Origin of the sequence: Novosphingobium sp., from assembly GCF_037133355.1 — a bacterium.
Classification (GTDB): domain Bacteria; phylum Pseudomonadota; class Alphaproteobacteria; order Sphingomonadales; family Sphingomonadaceae; genus Novosphingobium.
Genome location: NZ_JBAXOI010000036.1, coordinates 1 through 15,680, shown reverse-complemented (window position 1 = coordinate 15,680; position 15,680 = coordinate 1). Strand labels below are relative to the sequence as shown.

Annotated in this window: 16 protein-coding genes and 2 pseudogenes; 13 read left to right on the top strand and 5 right to left on the bottom strand. The window is 64.0% G+C overall.

What is annotated here, in order from left to right; genetic code table 11:
• Nucleotides 1–54: 54 nt before the first annotated feature.
• A pseudogene (locus WCL10_RS19975) lies at nt 55–582 on the top strand (methylase); the annotation flags it as partial.
• On the opposite strand, the gene WCL10_RS19970 reads toward WCL10_RS19975, so the two are convergent.
• The 4 genes from WCL10_RS19970 to WCL10_RS19955 are packed head-to-tail and all read right to left on the bottom strand — an operon-like array spanning nt 564 to nt 4,583.
• Nucleotides 564–857 (bottom strand): hypothetical protein, encoded by a 294-nt coding sequence (locus tag WCL10_RS19970; RefSeq protein WP_336897398.1) that lies wholly within the window; start codon nt 855–857, stop codon nt 564–566. The pseudogene WCL10_RS19975 and the gene WCL10_RS19970 sit on opposite strands and share 19 nt — an antisense overlap.
• The gene (locus tag WCL10_RS19965; protein WP_336897397.1) at nt 829–1,686 is read right to left on the bottom strand and encodes a hypothetical protein; all 858 of its coding nucleotides are present in this window, start codon (nt 1,684–1,686) and stop codon (nt 829–831) included. Before WCL10_RS19965 ends, WCL10_RS19970 begins: the two co-directional genes overlap by 29 nt.
• Nucleotide 1,687: 1 nt before the next feature.
• Nucleotides 1,688–3,067, bottom strand: coding sequence for an FAD-binding protein (locus tag WCL10_RS19960; RefSeq protein WP_336897396.1), 1,380 nt, complete (start codon nt 3,065–3,067; stop codon nt 1,688–1,690).
• Nucleotides 3,057–4,583 carry an aldehyde dehydrogenase family protein gene (locus WCL10_RS19955; RefSeq protein ID WP_336897395.1) on the bottom strand — a complete coding sequence of 509 codons (1,527 nt, stop codon included), beginning with the start codon at nt 4,581–4,583 and terminating at the stop codon, nt 3,057–3,059. Before WCL10_RS19955 ends, WCL10_RS19960 begins: the two co-directional genes overlap by 11 nt.
• Before the next feature lie 341 nt (nt 4,584–4,924).
• Between WCL10_RS19955 and WCL10_RS19950 the strand changes: the two genes are divergently transcribed.
• The 7 genes and pseudogenes from WCL10_RS19950 (at nt 4,925) to WCL10_RS19920 (ending at nt 10,707) form a co-directional block, all read left to right on the top strand.
• Entirely contained in the window at nt 4,925–6,943 is a 2,019-nt protein-coding gene (locus WCL10_RS19950; RefSeq protein WP_336897394.1) for a ParB/RepB/Spo0J family partition protein, read from the top strand.
• Between the two features lie 158 nt (nt 6,944–7,101).
• On the top strand, nt 7,102–8,067 hold the full coding sequence (locus WCL10_RS19945; RefSeq protein ID WP_336897393.1) for a zincin-like metallopeptidase domain-containing protein: 966 nt from the start codon (nt 7,102–7,104) through the stop codon (nt 8,065–8,067).
• 13 nt (nt 8,068–8,080) lie between these two features.
• Nucleotides 8,081–8,503 carry a hypothetical protein gene (locus WCL10_RS19940; protein WP_336897392.1) on the top strand — a complete coding sequence of 141 codons (423 nt, stop codon included), beginning with the start codon at nt 8,081–8,083 and terminating at the stop codon, nt 8,501–8,503.
• A gap of 62 nt (nt 8,504–8,565) precedes the next feature.
• Nucleotides 8,566–8,940, top strand: coding sequence for an MbcA/ParS/Xre antitoxin family protein (locus WCL10_RS19935; protein ID WP_336897391.1), 375 nt, complete (start codon nt 8,566–8,568; stop codon nt 8,938–8,940).
• Nucleotides 8,912–9,634, top strand: a complete 723-nt coding sequence (locus tag WCL10_RS19930; protein ID WP_336897390.1) for an RES family NAD+ phosphorylase — start codon at nt 8,912–8,914, stop codon at nt 9,632–9,634. The genes WCL10_RS19935 and WCL10_RS19930 overlap by 29 nt, the downstream gene beginning before the upstream one ends.
• A 306-nt stretch (nt 9,635–9,940) precedes the next feature.
• Nucleotides 9,941–10,369: pseudogene (locus tag WCL10_RS19925) on the top strand (chromosome segregation ATPase); the annotation flags it as partial.
• Nucleotides 10,360–10,707, top strand: a complete 348-nt coding sequence (locus WCL10_RS19920) for a single-stranded DNA-binding protein (protein WP_336897389.1) — start codon at nt 10,360–10,362, stop codon at nt 10,705–10,707. The pseudogene WCL10_RS19925 and the gene WCL10_RS19920, both read left to right, overlap by 10 nt.
• Before the next feature lie 116 nt (nt 10,708–10,823).
• Here WCL10_RS19920 and WCL10_RS19915 read toward each other — a convergent pair whose 3' ends face one another.
• Nucleotides 10,824–11,054: a DUF6437 family protein gene (locus tag WCL10_RS19915; RefSeq protein WP_336897388.1), complete on the bottom strand. Its 231-nt coding sequence runs from the start codon at nt 11,052–11,054 to the stop codon at nt 10,824–10,826.
• A 330-nt stretch (nt 11,055–11,384) separates the two neighbouring features.
• On the opposite strand from WCL10_RS19915, the gene WCL10_RS19910 reads away from it, so the two are divergent.
• The 5 genes from WCL10_RS19910 to WCL10_RS19890 all read left to right on the top strand — a co-directional run bounded on the left by WCL10_RS19910 (nt 11,385) and on the right by WCL10_RS19890 (nt 15,338).
• On the top strand, nt 11,385–11,630 hold the full coding sequence (locus WCL10_RS19910) for a hypothetical protein (RefSeq protein ID WP_336897387.1): 246 nt from the start codon (nt 11,385–11,387) through the stop codon (nt 11,628–11,630).
• 539 nt (nt 11,631–12,169) lie between these two features.
• Nucleotides 12,170–13,408: a tyrosine-type recombinase/integrase gene (locus WCL10_RS19905; RefSeq protein WP_336897386.1), complete on the top strand. Its 1,239-nt coding sequence runs from the start codon at nt 12,170–12,172 to the stop codon at nt 13,406–13,408.
• Nucleotides 13,405–14,646, top strand: coding sequence for a tyrosine-type recombinase/integrase (locus WCL10_RS19900; protein WP_336897385.1), 1,242 nt, complete (start codon nt 13,405–13,407; stop codon nt 14,644–14,646). The genes WCL10_RS19905 and WCL10_RS19900 overlap by 4 nt, the downstream gene beginning before the upstream one ends.
• The gene (locus WCL10_RS19895) at nt 14,636–15,037 is read left to right on the top strand and encodes a type II toxin-antitoxin system RelE/ParE family toxin (RefSeq protein WP_336897384.1); all 402 of its coding nucleotides are present in this window, start codon (nt 14,636–14,638) and stop codon (nt 15,035–15,037) included. Before WCL10_RS19900 ends, WCL10_RS19895 begins: the two co-directional genes overlap by 11 nt.
• The gene (locus WCL10_RS19890) at nt 15,021–15,338 is read left to right on the top strand and encodes a DNA-binding transcriptional regulator (protein ID WP_336897383.1); all 318 of its coding nucleotides are present in this window, start codon (nt 15,021–15,023) and stop codon (nt 15,336–15,338) included. The genes WCL10_RS19895 and WCL10_RS19890 overlap by 17 nt, the downstream gene beginning before the upstream one ends.
• Nucleotides 15,339–15,680 lie beyond the last annotated feature (342 nt).

Sequence of the window (15,680 nt, the reverse complement as noted above, 5' to 3'; positions counted from 1 at the left end):
CTGGCTGCCAGTCAGCAGCATGAATGATGTCCAGCGAGTCCGTACAGTCCTACAAGCAGCTGGGAGCCGGTCGATGAGCCGACCTTTCGCGCCGCATGGCAAATCGAAGTCGACGAAGCTCTGTCCTCGCTCAAGCGCGAGCGCCTGCATCTGGCCACGGGCCTGCTGCTCCCGGTCTGGGACAAACTGCCAACCGACTATGTCCGGGTGAGCCGTATCTCTGCAAGCGATGGACGCTCGCTGCTGGGCCGCGAGGTCCCGCTGCATGCCGTAGGCGAAATCTGCCATGCGCTCGGCCATGATGTCGCACCCGAGATTGCACCCGAGAGCGTCATAGCGGCGGTTCTCACGAGCGGCCGTGCCATGCCGGTCAAGGCGAGGGAGATGCTCATGCTCAAGCGCAGCCTCGTCAACAGCGCCCAGCGGCTTGAGCTTATCGGGTGGTCCGCCAGCCGGCTCGATTGGTACAAAGCCCAGGGCTGCTTCACGGAGATCATCCGATTCCAGACCCGGCTGTTTGTCCCGCTGGAGGGGGCTGCGGATATCGTCAGCAGGTTGTCAGATCAAGCGCCTGTCGCTTGATCATACGCTGCCGAGTCTGCACTCGACCAATGCCGGTCGCTTCCTAGACAATCGCCGAGCGGCAGATCCAGCCAGGAGTTGCCGTTTGCTTCGCCCGAATTGTCAGTCGCGCGGTGCGACCTTCCATCGCCGCGTTCCATCACCGCTGCAACAATGGCAAGCCCAAGGCCTGAACCGGGCGAGAGCCCGCCATTGGCGAAGCGACTGGGCATGCGGATCCGCTCGGCTTCCGTCACTCCGGTCCCGTCATCCTGCACGGTTGTCCACCGTTCCAACGATAAGCTCCATAATTTCGAGGCTGTTTTGCGCCGAGATCTCCCCGTCTTCGCCTGGGAGCAGTCGCACAACGCTCCAGCGCCTCAGCTCTCTTCCGTCCAGAGCCCCGCATCCCTCTGTGACAAACAGGAATCGCATGACTTCGACCGGTGCCAGCTCCATTGCCGAACCAGCATCGAGCTTGATGCCCTGAATGGTGAGGCCGCGGTGCGGGAAGACGCCGATGGCCTTGTGCGCAACACCGCGATCTGCCGAGGGCTTCCATCGCAGCGCTTCCGGTCGCATCACGATCGGTGCCTTGTAGGCGGGCGAGACATAGGCGGGCGGCGCGCCCTTCACATGCGCCCATACCGCTTCATAGGCATCGCGGTTGACGCGCTGCCCATCCCGCTCGGCCGTGTAGACACCCTTCTCGAAGGTGCCCGACCGTTCCATTTCCAGCCGGGCCTGCTTCAGCCGGTCAGGGCCGATGAAACCCTGTCCGCTCGCACCGCCGAACTGGAGCAGCAGGACGATCCGGTCCTCGCCGCCTTCCTGCGGGCCATAATGCGCGCTTTCCGGGAAATAGCCGATCTCGCCGCCTTCGATATGGAGGCCCTTGGCAATCGGGATCTTGCCCTGAAGACAGAAGCGGATCTGGTCCCAGGGGTGGCGATGGCGCGGGGAAAAGTACGTTTTGGGTTCCTGCGACATCACCAGCATATAGTTGTCAGGGCTGCTTTCCTCGCCTTCGAACAGTCGCTTGTGCGCCATGCCCTCGGTCGGGCCGCGCTGGGCAACGAGGCTTTCGCCCCAGGGCATTTCGGCGCAGTGGAGAATGTCGGTCATGTCAGCCTTCCGCCGCCGCTTCGCGCGCGGCGATCCGCCCGAAGGTCAGCGCGCGCAGCACCGAGGTGCCCGCCGGATATTCCCTGTAGTAGAGGCCGGTCACTTCGCCCGCGGCATAGAGCCCGGGGATCGGGCTGCCATCCTCGCGCAGCACCCGCGCGCGAGCATCGGAGCTGATGCCGCCGAAAGTAAAAGTGATCGCCGTCGTCAGCGGGTAGCCGATGAAGGGGCCTTGCCGGATCGGTGTGGCCCAGTTGGACTTGGGCGGGGTTATGCCCTCGGTCCGCTTGCGGTCGCGGATGGTGCGGTCGGTTTCTCCCGGCTGGATGGCGGCATTGTAGGCGGCCACGGTTGCCGCCAGCGCCTGCGGAGCAAGTCCAAGCTTGTCGGCCAGCACTTCGATCGTTTCGGCTTCCACCGGCGGCTGGTCGGTCAGCATGATATCGGCGACATGTGGCCAGTCGAGGATGGCCTTCTCGCCGATGAACCAGGCCTGCTGCTCCTGATTGGCCCAGATCTCGTACCCGAGCCGCTCGAACGTCGCGTCGAAACTGTCCTGGCCCTCGTCAAAGAAGCGCTGGCCATGCCGGTTCACGAGGATGCCGAAGGGGTAGCCGTAGATCACCGCGTCGGGCTTGGCCGAGCGGGTATCGACGGGTTCGCCGTGAAACATGTCGAACTGGCCGGCAACTGCTCCTCCCAGCGGCCGGGTCAGGCGGATGCCGTCCCCTCGATTGTTGACCAGAGTCGGCGCGATGACGGGCAGTTCGGCGCCGCGAGGTCCCAGATGATCGGCCAGCATGTCCGGCGCGCCTTCGAAACCGCCACAGGCGATCAGCACAGCCCTGGCATGGAGCAACTGCTCGCCCCCGGGCCCACGGACCTGCACGCCGGTGACACGGCCGCTCGCGTCCGCCTCGAGCCGCACGGCCGCGGTCTCGTAGAGGATCGCGGCATTGGGCAGGTCGTCTACCTTCGCGGCCAGCGTATCGACGATCGCCACCCCGCCCGGCACCGGCATGGCAAGGCCGCCGCCCGTGTTGCGATTGGCGAAGGGCTGCTCGAAATAGACCCAGGGCACCGCATTCCGGTCGAGGAAGTCGAACGTAGCCGGTACCTCGCCGGCATAGGTGCGGCAGTAATCGAGATCGGCCTTGCCTTCGCCAAGGCGCTCCATCATCCCGATAAAGGCCGGATCGAGCTGGCGGTCTGCAGTGATGCGAAACCAGCTGCTGGTCCAGCGGGTGGCGCCCCCGCGCTCCTCGCGGCTTGCGCGTTCCAACACGGCAATGCGCGCATCTGGCCCCGCTTCCTCGGCATAGGATACCGCGCCGGCCAAACCCCCGGCACCGCAACCGATAACAACCAGATCATACTGCACCCTGCATCTCCCCATGCCCTGTCTTGAACTCGATCCGGTTGCCGAGGTCGATCCATACGCTCTTGGTCTCGCTATAGGCCTCCAGCGCGTCGCGGCCCATTTCGCGGCCGATCCCGCTCGCGCCATAGCCGCCGAACGGCAGCGTGTGGCCGATGATGCGGTAGTTGTTCACCCACACGGTCCCGGCGCGGATCCGGTGGACCAGACGGTGCGCGCGGCGCAGGTCTTCGGTCCAGATGCCGGCGGCCAAGCCATAGCGGGAATCATTGGCGATCCGGACGGCCTCGTCCTCGCCGTTGAAGCGCATCACCGCCGCGACGGGACCGAAAATCTCCTCGCGCGCGATGCGGCTGCCTTGCGGAACATCACGGTAGACCGTGGGCGCGACGAAATAGCCCCGCCGATCGAGCCTGTGGCCGCCCGTGACGCAATCGAGCCCTTCTGCCCGCGCGATCTCGAAATAGGCCAGAACCTTGTCCAGCTGCGCGCGCGAGGCCAGCGGCCCGAGCTGCGAGGCCGGATCGAGCGGATCGCCGGGGATCATCGCACTGCCACGCGCCGCCAGCATCTCGCAGAAGCGGTCAAACACCGGTTCCTCGACCAGCACGCGCGACCCGGCCATGCAGCTCTGCCCGGTCGCGGCGAAGATGCCGGCCATGACCCCGTTAACGGCCTGATCGAGATCAGCGTCGGCAAAGATTACCTGCGGCGATTTGCCGCCCATTTCCAGCGTGACGCGCGCGCTGCGAAGCGCCGCGCGCGCGGCAATCTGCTGTCCGGTCGCGGTCGAGCCGGTGAACGCGATCTTGCTGACATCGGGATGCTCCACGAGCGCGGCGCCGGTCTCTCGCCCACCGGTCACAACATTCACCACACCGCCCGGAATGCCGGCTTCCTCGCAGAGGGCCGCCAGCATGAGCGTGGAAGTCGGTGTCACTTCGGAGGGTTTGACCACAATCGTATTGCCCGCGGCCAGCGCGGGAAACAGCTTCCAGCCAAGCAGCCCAAGCGGCGTGTTCCAGGGTGTGATCGCGCCCACCACGCCGATGGGTTCCTTCAGCGTGAAGGTCGTGAAACCGGGACGAGCCGACGGCACGGTTGCGCCGCCATGCGTTTCGGCCAGCCCTGCAAAGAACCGGCAATCGCCCGCAAGCCCCAGCGTTCCGGGGCGCATTTCCGACATGAGTTTGCCGTTCTCGAAAATCTGCTGGCGGGTCAACTGTTCCGCATCACGTTCGATGAGGTCAGCCAGCCGCAGCATGATCCGCGCGCGCTCAGCCGCCAGCAAGCCCGACCATCGTCCATCCCCGAAAGCGCGCCGGGCCGCGGCGACCGCCCTGTCCACATCGGCGGGCGAGGCTTCGGCGATGTGCCCCCAATCCTGTTCGAGATAAGGATCATGGGCGGCAAAGGTCGCCCCTCCTTCGGCCGCTTGCCACTGCCCGTCGATCAGAAGGTCGAAACCCTCGGTTGCTGCGCTTCCCGGACCAAGCCCGGCCTGTGGTTTCGCACGCACGTCTTTATCCTGCTCCAATCCGGTCAAGCTATGGGAAGTTCCACTGGTTTACAACTTGATGTGCCGCGTTTCCGGTTCAGTCCCAACTGTCCGGACAGGACCGGCCACGGTCACTTCGCCAGTCATTCGAACGATGGGTGTCGGGTATTGGCAAGGAACCTGTCATTGTACAGGTTGCCACAGAAAGACGGCTTCGTCCCACAATTCGCCAAAGCTGGTTCAAAGCCGTGATCACAGCCGTACTTCCATAGACCAAGAGGGGAGGGGGCTTTGCCCTGATTGAGCCTGTCAGGCGTCGATGGTCGGCGCACGCGAACAGCTCATTTTCAGGAGTGAAACCGATGTTCCAGACTATTCCTCTCGGCAAACTTGTTGCATCCCCCCGCAATGTCCGCCGCCATGGCGATCCTGTCGCTGATGTCGAGCTGAAGGCCAGCATTGCCGCACACGGCCTGCTGCAGAACCTCGTGGTCCGGGCCGCGCCCAAGGGCCGGTTCGAAGTCGAAGCCGGCGAACGCCGCCGCCGCGCAATGCTCGCACTGGTCGACGATAAGGTGTTGCCGCGCGACCATCAGGTCACGTGCCTTGTGCTCAGCGCCGACAACGAAACCGCGCCCGAAGCGAGCCTCGCGGAGAACTTCCACCGCCTCGCCATGAACCCTGCCGATGAAGCGCAGGCCTTCGCCGCGCTCATGGAGGGCGGCGCGAGCACCGAACAGGTCGCGCGCCGCTTCGGTCTCACCGTTCGCTTCGTTGAAGGGCGCCTGCGCCTCGCTACACTGGCTCCAGTCGTCTTCGAGGCACTGGCGGCCGGAGAGATCACGCTCGACATGGCCAAGGCCTATGGCGCGACGTCGGACCAGCAGATCCAGGCACGCGTCTTCTCCGAGGTGTCCGGTGCCTACTACGCGCCGAACGCCGACAGCATCCGGCGGATGGTGCTCACCGGAACGGTGCGCGGCAATGATCCCCGGGCCAGACTTGTCGGGCGCGAGGCATACCTGGCGGCTGGCGGCCGGATCGAGCGCGAACTCTTCGACGATGCGGACACTGAGACCTGGGTCGATGTCTCGCTGCTGGAAACGCTCGCTGCTGCGAAGATGGAAGAGGAGGCCCGCGCACTCGCTGCGGAGCACGGCGTGGCGTGGGTCAAGCCGACGCTCGATCCCTATGCCAGCCACGATCTTGTCGAGGGTCTGGTGCGGCTGCCGGCGGAGCCTGCGCCGCTCAGCGAAGCCGAAATGACCCGGTTGGAAGAGCTCGATGCTTCGTGGGACGAACACGCCGCGATCCTCGAGGATGGGGAGAGCGCACCCGAAGCGGTCGAAGCCGCAGAAGCGGCCATCGCGGCGATCGAACGCGAGACACAGGACATCCGCAGCCGCAAGCCGGTCCTGCCTGAGGAGCAGAAGGGTTCGGCAGGCATGATCCTCACTCTCTCGCGCGAGGGTACGCCCGTGCTCCAGCCGGTCTTCTATGGCGAGCGGGAGCAATCGGCACAGGTCGATGGCGACGGCGTCGAAGTGGTCAGCTCCGAGGGCGAGGCGGGACCGCGCCGCGCGACGCTCTCGCGGCGGCTTGTCGACGAACTCGCGATGCAGCGCCGCGACGTGCTTGCGCTGCATCTGGCATCGGACCCGGCGCTCGCACTCGACGTCATGGTCTTCACGCTCGCCGATGCCGACTCCCACGACTGGCAGGCGCGCAGTGCGTCGACCATCCGGGGCGGCGTGCCAAACGGTCCGCTGGTCGGTTTCGAGCCCGCCGATGCGGCCGCGACCGGCGCGCTTGCCGAACTTCGCTCCGCGCTCGATGAAAGCTGGCGCGCCGGTTCCGATCAGCGCGAGCGCTTCGACCGGTTCCGCTCGCTTGGCGACGAGGCCCGTGCGGCGTGGCTCGGGCACGTCGTTGCGCGCTCGCTCGAGGCCAGTCTCAACATGAGCGGCGAGCGCCGGATCCCGTTCCAGGATCATCTCGGCGCGCTGATGGGCATCGATATCGCGCAGTGGTGGCGCCCTACAGCCGCGAACTTCTTCGACCGGGTGCCGAAGCAGGTGATCCTCGAAGCGCTCGGCGAAGTCGGCGGCGCTGAACTCGCGGCCCGCTACGTCTCGGTCAAGAAGGCGGATCTGGCTGCCAGCGCCGAGCGCATCTTTGCCGGAGCGACGATTGCCGAAGTTGCGGAACGCGAACGCGCGCTTGCCTGGGTGCCGGATGTGATGCGGTTCAGGAGCCTCGCCGCAGGTGACGAACATGCCGCTCCGTCTGAACCGCTGCCCGGTGACCCGGTCAGCGATGGTTCGGACGCCGTCCCTGAGCTTGAACACGCTGATGAGTCCCCCCGCGATCTGGCAGCCTGACCTCCTCCTGACAGGCTGACAGTTGCGCACCTCGAAGCCGTCCCTCGGGCCTATCCCGAGGGGCGGCTTCTTCTTTTCAGTCAGAGGAGAGGAGGCGCCCTTGGGGGCGGAAGCCGTGGGCAGGAGCGCCCACGGGGATACCGATCAGGAGAAGCCCCATGACCCAGTTCCGTTCTCGCGAGCGCAGTGCCATCTCGCCCGCCGCTCGTATCACCCAGGAAATCATCGCCCGGCTCGAGGCAGGAACCAAGCCTTGGGTTCAGCCCTGGCGCGGCGTTCCCGTCTCACGGCCCCTCAGGGCCTGCGGGATTCCCTATCGCGGCATGAACTGTTTCTGGCTGTGGATGGTCGCCGACATGTGCGGTTACGCCTCGCCATTCTGGATGACCTACCGCCAGGCGCAGGAACTCGGCGGACAAGTCCGCAAGGGCGAGAAGTCGACGATCGCGATCTTCTACAAGAGCTACACCAAGGAGGTCGAAGCGCCGGACACGGGCGAGCGCAGCGAGGAAGCGCGCCGCGTGCTCAAGTCTTACCCGGTCTTCAATGCCGACCAGGTCGAAGGCTTGCCGGCGTACTTCCAACCCGCCGCGTCGCTGGAGCTCGTCGAGCCGGCAGGCCGCGAAGACGACCTCGACCGGTTCTTTGCGGCAATCCCGGCCAACCTCCGGAACGCGGGCTCTGAGGCCTACTACGAGCCCGGCATCGACCGGATCACGATGCCCCCGGCAAGCCTGTTCACGGGCTTCGACCACTACTATGCGACGCTCGCACACGAGATGTCGCATTGGACCGGACATCACAGCCGTTTGGGCCGCGATCTCAAGAACCGCTTCGGGAGTGCAGCCTATGCCGCCGAGGAGCTGATCGCGGAGCTGTCGAGCGCGATGCTCGGGGCCGAGCTTGGCCTTCCGGTGGCGCATCTCGATAGCCATGCCAGCTACATCGAGCACTGGCTCAAACTCCTCAAGGACGACGACCGCGCGATCCTGACAGCGGCGGCGCGTGCAGAGGAAGCGGCCAGTCTGCTGCTGAAGCTTGGCGGCCGTTCCACCCTCGCTGGCGACAGCGAAGACATCAGCGATGCGCTCGGCGATGACACCGCCGACGCGCTGGCCGCCTGAGGGGAGAGGGTCGATGGGACGGTCTGTCAGCTACCCCGCCGGTGCGGTCGTCGCATTCCAGGTGCTCGACATCGACGACGATGGCGACTGGGATTTCGAACTCGAATGGCTGCGCGAAGATCTTGTCGAGCGCGCACGGGCGGCGTTTCCATCGCTTGAGCCACAGCAAGGTTGGCGCGGCCGCGAAGACCGCATCCTCCTGCGCAATGCCTATGCGGATTTCGGGATGTCGATCTACGGCAGCCTCGTTGCCGTGTGGATGGCCGAGCGCGAGGATGGACCCTACTGGGAGAATGACTGGCGCCATCCTAGAACTGGCCGTGCCCGCCGCTGGCTGGCGCAGATCGCGCCGCGCTTTGATGCGCTGTTCGGCGACTACGACTGCCTCGGCCAAATGTCGAACGGGGAGGGCGTCTATCGCAAACGGGTGGCCTGAATTCAGGGGTGTTCATTTGAGTGAAATAGCGCTATATCCATTCAATCGAAAGGATATGTGCCATGGCTACCAAAGCCGCTTTTGCTGCCAGCGATGCCGAAGTCCTGACTTCGGCGATCATCCGGATCGCCAAGTTCTGGAACATGTCCAATGTCAAGCTCGGCACGGTGCTGGGCTTGTCACAGGCCACGGCCTCGCGGCTGAAGGCAGGGACGACCCTGCTAGATCCCGCGTCCAAGTCGTTCGAGGCCGGCCAGTTTCTCCTGCGCTTGTTCCGGGGTCTCGATGCCCTCCTTGGAAGTGATGACGAGGCAGCAAAGTCCTGGCTCACAACACCCAACCTCGATCTCGCCGCGCGTCCGGTCGATTTGATCGACAGCATCCGCGGCCTCATCACCGTTTGCGACTATGTGGACGCCCACCGCGCTCGCGTCTGAGGTCTCGTCCTGGCGCGGAGAGGTGTGGCGCGTGGTAGAGGCGCAGCACCGCATCTCGACCGACCGTCTGGCGGACACCCGCGAGGCGCAGGAGCGGCTCGAGCATCTGGCCGATGCGGTGAAGCCTCCGCTACCTGAGAGCGCTGCCGGGCTCGACTATCTCCTCGCCTCGCCATTCCGCTATGGCCATGGCAGTGCGAGCCGTTTCCGGCGGGCAAACGAGCGGCCGGGCATCTTCTATGCGAGCGAAGCCGAGGCAACCGCTATTGCCGAAACGGCGTTCTGGCGGCTGCGCTTCTATCTGCGGTCTCCGGGCTTTGTTCCGCCTGCGACGACCACCGAGCACACCAGCTTCACCGCCAAAATTGCGACATCCAGAGTCCTCGATCTGACGCGCGAACCGTTTGCCAGCGAGGATGCACGGTGGACTGATCCGGCCGACTACGCGGCCTGCCAGGACCTCGCATCGGCCGCCCGCGCTGCGGGCATCGCCTTGATACGGACACTCTCGGCGCGGGACCCGCTGCGCCGTTGCAATATGGTCCTGCTCGACCCTGCCGCCTTTGCCTCGCCCAAACCCACGATCCGCCGGACGTGGCATCTGCGCTTCGAGAACGGCCGTCTATCAGCGCGCGCCGCACTGCCGTCGCAGGAGCGGTTCGTCTTCCGGCCGGGGGATTTCGGGCTAGCCTGACGCGAGGCCAGAAGCGCTCATCCGGCAGGTAATGCTTTGGTCTTCCTGAGCCGTTTTTGACTTGGCCAGATCATGCCCTGCCGCCGCGGCGAGAGAGGCCCTGGGCCGGTCGCCTGCGCCCTGCAACCCGCCTTCGTCAGGCCCGTGTTGGCGCGCCTGCAGCGCGCCTGCCCGCGCCAGCCTGGCGAAGGGGGTTTCCGCCCCATTGGGGGCGTGCAGTGCGAGCCTTGACCGGCCCTGACGGGCTCTCGCCGGCAGCAGGGCCATGTTCCTCCTCGCCGGTCTCGCAACTGTCAGGAGGTTCCCATGCACACGTCTTTCGCCGACCAGCTTTCCGGGCTCGATCTATCCGGCTTCTCGATTGGCCCTGCGCCGCTTTCCATGACAGACTTTCCCTCGAACGAAGCGGCTTCGCAAACGCTCGAGGCAATCTGGTCCGATCTTTTTGCGATGGTGACCGGCACTGCGCTCGAAGCCGATGCCGAGGACCTTGGCTGGGCCTTCGTCAACATCTTCCACCGCGCTGCGGAGCGCAAGTCCGGCGCTCTCGACCGCGCAACCGACGAAGTTCGCGCGCTCGTGGCGAGCGGCGATGGCTCCGAGGTTCACACCCACGATCTCGAAAACCAGGTTGAACGCGCGCAGTGCGCCGAGCAGGCAATGCTCGCTTTCGAAGGTATGCGCGAGATCGCAGCAGCACTCTATCTCAACGAGTTTGGTTCGTCTTGGAAACCCGCACCACCACCGGTGGGACCAGCATCACCAGCCTTTCGGTCGTGACCGACCGGCCCGCCCGCAAGGACGGCAAGACCTACAAGGACGAGAACGGCTACACCGCCAAGGACAGCGAATTCCACCGGATCACCTGCTTCAATGGCCTGGGCCAGAACGTCGCCAAGTTCTGCAGCAAGGGCCAGCTGGTGACGGTCGAGGGCCGCATCCACTACACCCAGTGGGAAGACCAGGACGGCACCAAGCGCTATGGCTGCGAGATCATCGCCGACAAGGTCGATTTTCTCACCAAGGGCCGCGGCACCTCCGGCGACAGCGCGCCCGATATCGACGAAGACTGAAGGGCGCATCCTTCTCGAACAAGGCCCCGGCAGAGCAATCTGCCGGGGCCTTCTCTTTGCTTGAAGCGCAATCGGCAGCGCGGGGACATCGAACCCCCGCGCTGCCGTGCCAGTGGTCAGGCAGGGGCGAGCCTCGCGATGGCGGCATCGATCCCAAGCGTCATCGAAGCACGCAGCAGCTGCCGCAGCTGCGCAGGCTCGAGCACTTCAGCGCCGCATTCGAGGAGCACCTTGCCGAGGTCGGCAGCAGCCTCCTCGCGCAAGCGCGCCTCGCGGCTCACGAGTTCTTCACGCTCGGCCCGAAGCTTGATGAGGGCGTCGCGTGCACTGGGTTTTGACCGGGCCATATCAGGGTCCTTTCGATCTGGCCGTTGGACCCCTCCGCTAATGATCTTGCCATTGCCGCGCGGCGTTTCAAGATGTGGGATCTGATGTTCCGACGCTCGCCGCTTTCCGAGAGGTTGGAAGGTTCTCTTGCAGAGGTGGCCAAGCATGATGGCGCCTTTGGGGCCGCGTCAAGGACGACGGGGCCCCACCATTTTGCCGGGACGAGCCCGACAAAATCGTTGCCCCCATCGCCGCTGCGCGGCCGCGCTTAAGCGCGGTCCCTGACCCGGCCCGTCGGCCCCATCCGCGCACTTCCTGATGCGACGCATCGTCATCAGGAGGAGAGTCCCATGTTCATTTCAGCACCCGCAGCGCAGGCCGAAGTTCGGTGGATGGTTCAACAGGACAGCGCCATGATCGCTGCTCTCGATCAGGCCCATGCCCGCGCCCAGCACAGCTACTTCACGCAGTACATCCTGACCGATGGCGAGACAGGCTATCTGGTCCTCGACGAGGGCGACTACGGTCGGCTCCCGGCTGACCTCGAAGGCCGTGTGATCGATGCGGTGCCGGGCAAATTGAGCGACGAGTTCTAGCTTATGCACAGCACCAGGCAGGGAGGGCGTCCGCCAGGGCGCTCTCCTCTTTTTGTGCTCGTTCACCGGTGCGTTCTGCCCGACTTCAATCCAGCTGGGGGGCGGCTACCCGGTGCCCGGAAAAAACCCTGCCAGGCCATTTAGACTTGGCAGGGATTAGGTCAAAGGTACCGGGATGGTACCCTTCGGGTCGCCCATCTTGCTTAGCATCGGTAGTGTGAAAGCGAAGTGACATTCGTCACTCGTTCGGCATTGGCGCATCACCTTTCGTGATTTGTAAGGATCGGACGGCGCATGGTGCCGTAGTCAAAATGTGGACCGTCTGATTGAACGGGGCTCCCCATTCAGGCCTGCGCCTGAAGGCAGCCGAGGTTCCTGCAGTCCTGCTTTCCAGTTGCCGTTTGTCCATGATGCCGAGCGCTTGATACAACGCTGCAAAAGGGGGGAAGGGGGCACACCGTACGCGACAGCGTCACAGCAATGGAAAATAAACCATTGGGATAGCGTGAATTTGTTCCTTCTATGAAGGAGCAAGATCAATGTCAACGAATGGCCATGTGGTAACGTCAGAGGCGGTCAGGAACGCCGGATCGACTCGGTGGCGTGGGGGCAAGAGTACAAGCGAGAAGGTCAAACTCAATGGGAACATCGCCCGGCGCAAGGTTGTCGGGCAGGAGTTCTTCTGGTGGGATACCGAGTTGCCGGGGTTCGGCTTGCGGGTCTTTGCCAGCGGCGCGAAGTGCTGGCTCGTCCAGTTCCGCCAGCGCGGCAAGCAGAAGCGAGTAACCCTCGGCAGACCTCCTGAAATGCGCGCGGAGAAGGCGAGAGCTTTGGCACGCGCACAGCTCACGAAGGCTTCACTCGACGGACTGCCCGCCGCTCCAAAGGTCAATACCAAGGGCAAGGGCAGCGGCGGAATGCTGTTTTCCGACTACGCACCGCGCTTCTGGGATGACTATGCCCGGCACTGGAAGCCATCGACACGCAGGGGCAATCGGCGCTCGATCTTCAAAGAACTCGTCGGGGCCTTCGGTCGTCAGCGCATCGACGCCATCCGCAAGACGGATGTACTGCGCTGGCGTGACAGCTGGGCCGGTCGTCCGGGCGCCTTCAACCGCACGATCCCGATCCTGTCGGTGATGATGGGTTATGCCGAGCAACTGGGGCTGCGCCCGCGCGGCTCCAACCCATGCAAGGGCACGCCGCGATACAAGCGGAAGTTGGTCGAGCGATTCCTCAGCGCCCGCGAGTTCGATCGCCTTGCTGCGAGCCTCCGCGCATTCGAGGAAAGTGACCCAATTGCCGTCAAAGCGATCCGGTTGCTTATCTATACCGGTGCACGGCATGGCGAAATCGTCGGCCTCCGCTGGGAATGGGTGCAGCCGCCGCGCTTGATGCTGCCGGACAGCAAGACCGGCGCAAAGGTCATCTATCTCAATCGACAGGCCCAAGCCGTGCTCGACAGGGTGCCAACCAAGGCCGAAGTCGGCCTCGTTTTCCCATCGCCGCAGGGCGACAAACCGATTGCGCTCAGTGTTCCGTGGCAGGCGATACGGCGGCACGCGGCGCTGCCAGATGCTCGCTTGCACGACCTGCGCCACAGCTTCGCGTCGGTCGCCATCGCCGATGGCATCTCGCTGGTCGTGATCGGCAAACTCCTCGGCCATGCACTTGCTGAGACAACCGAGCGCTATGCGCACCTCGCTGATGAGGCGATCGCGGATGCGGCAAAGCGGGTGTCCGGCTCGCTCGCCGCGTGCCTGGGGATTGCGGCATGACCCGGGTCTCGCTGGCCGGCATCATCGCCGATGATCTTGCAACCCTGCGCTGGCTCGATCCCGGCGATCGACCGCGCGGCAGGCCGCGCCGGACCGTCTGGTCCGAACGCCTGCCGGGGTTCGGTGTGCGCCACTACGCCTCCGGGAGGAGCACCTACATCGTTCAGGCACTGATGAACGGCGTGACCCGGACCATCACCCTGGGCAACGCCAACGTGCTCAGCAAGCAGCAAGCCCTGAACGTCGCCCGGCGGATACTGCTGCGCGCCCAGGTCGGTGAAGACCCGGCGACGAAGCGTAAGCAAACCAGAAAGGTCCCGACTTTCGATGATTTTCTTGCGCTTTACTGGAAGCAGTCCGCAGCGAGATGGAAGCCGCGCACGCTCGAAACCCACAACGGCTATCGCCGGAAGCACCTCGCCGATGCCTTCAGCGGCATGTTTATCGACGAGATCGAGCAGGCGCATGTGCTGACGTGGTTCAACAAGGTGTCAATCAATAGCGGCCCGGGTGCGGGCAATCGCTGCTTCGAAATCCTGCGTTCAATGTTTAATCATGCCGAGCGTTGGGGCATGCGTCCCGAGGGAAGCAATCCCTGCTCTTACATCCGGCCCAACAAGCGCCGGAAGTGCGAGCGCTTCCTGTCCAATCAGGAGATTGCCAGATTGGGCGAAGTGCTCAGCCAAAAGACCCGAACCCAGCCGCTTCACAGCGCCATCATCTATTTGCTACTGCTGACGGGTTGCCGCCTATCGGAGATCGTCAATCTTACTTGGAGCGAGGTGAAGGGTGGCAGGCTTCTCCTCCATGACAGCAAGACCGGTCCGCGCACCGTCTGGCTGGGCGACGAAGCACGGATGCTGCTCGCCTCGCTCGAACGGCGCGGTGGCGCCGATCCGGTATTCTGGAACAAACTGACCCGCCGGCCCGTCCGCAGCATCACCCCGTTCTGGCAAGATGTGAAAGTCGAGGCCAATTTGCCGGGCGTCAGGCTACACGACCTGCGGCACAGCTTCGCCAGCCACGCAGCCGCTCGCTCGGAAACCCTGCCGATGATCGGCAAGCTGCTGGGCCATGCCAAATTGCAGACGACATCACGCTATGCCCATCTTGATGATGGGCACGTTCTCGATGCGGCGGAACGGATCGGGTGCCTCATAGCCGATATGATGGGCGAAGATCGTTTGTTGAGCAGTAACACTATGTATGATAGACGATTGCCGATTCATGACCGGTAAGCCGCAAACCCGCATCTACAAGAATCGCTGGTTCGCGAAATTTGCGAGCCGTGAAGGGATCAGCGATGCGGCGCTTGTCGCGGCGGTTGAACAGGCGGACGGTGGCCTGATCGATGCCGATCTGGGCGGAGGCCTGATCAAGCAGCGCGTCGCGCGCGAGGGCGGAGGCAAGTCCGGCGGCTATCGCACGCTGGTCTTTTTCCGCCATGAGGAACGGGCCATATTCGCTTTTGGATTTGCCAAGAGCAGCAAGGCCAATCTCAACGCGGTCGAGTTGCGGACTTACAAACAGGCCGCGAAAATCGTGCTCGCGCTGACGCAGGCGCAGATTGATACCGAGGTGCGTGAAGAAAGACTGTTCGAGGTGAATGACGATGCCAAAGACCTATAAGAGCGAGGCGCTGGCCGCCGTCCACGAGATGATGGAAGGGCTTCATGGGGCCGGGGCCATCGACAAGCGCACGTTGCGTGACTTCGACGAGGCATGTCTTGCCCCCGCGACACCGCTAGAGGCAGATGAGATTAAGGCTATTCGCGAGGCGCAGCACGTCTCGCAACCGGTGTTCGCGCGCTATCTCAACGTGTCGAAGAACCTTGTTTCCGACTGGGAGCGGGGCAAGAAACGGCCAGGTGGGCCAGCTCTTAGGTTGCTATCGATCATTCAGCGTAAGGGCTTAGAGGCGGTCGCTTAATCGGCTCGTGTGGACGATCCGGAACGGCTCCTTTCAGACCGGCAAAACGGGATAGCGGACGATCCGCACGTCACACCGGTGCGTCAGCTTTGCGCCCCGATTGTCGTTTTTCAAGATGCTGATTGTTGATCCTAAAAGCGGCCATTCCCAAGGAACCATCGGCTATCAGTCGGGATGACTTCCTCTGGGACTTACCGGTCAATCCCTCTCAACGTATTCAGCGGCAAGTTTCTCACTAAAACCCGACATAGAGCGGCCGCCCCAGTGGCGTCGTCTAGCGAACGTAACTAGGAGGCGTTGACAAATTGGCGGGTCCACAGGCGGATTGAGACGATGTGGATG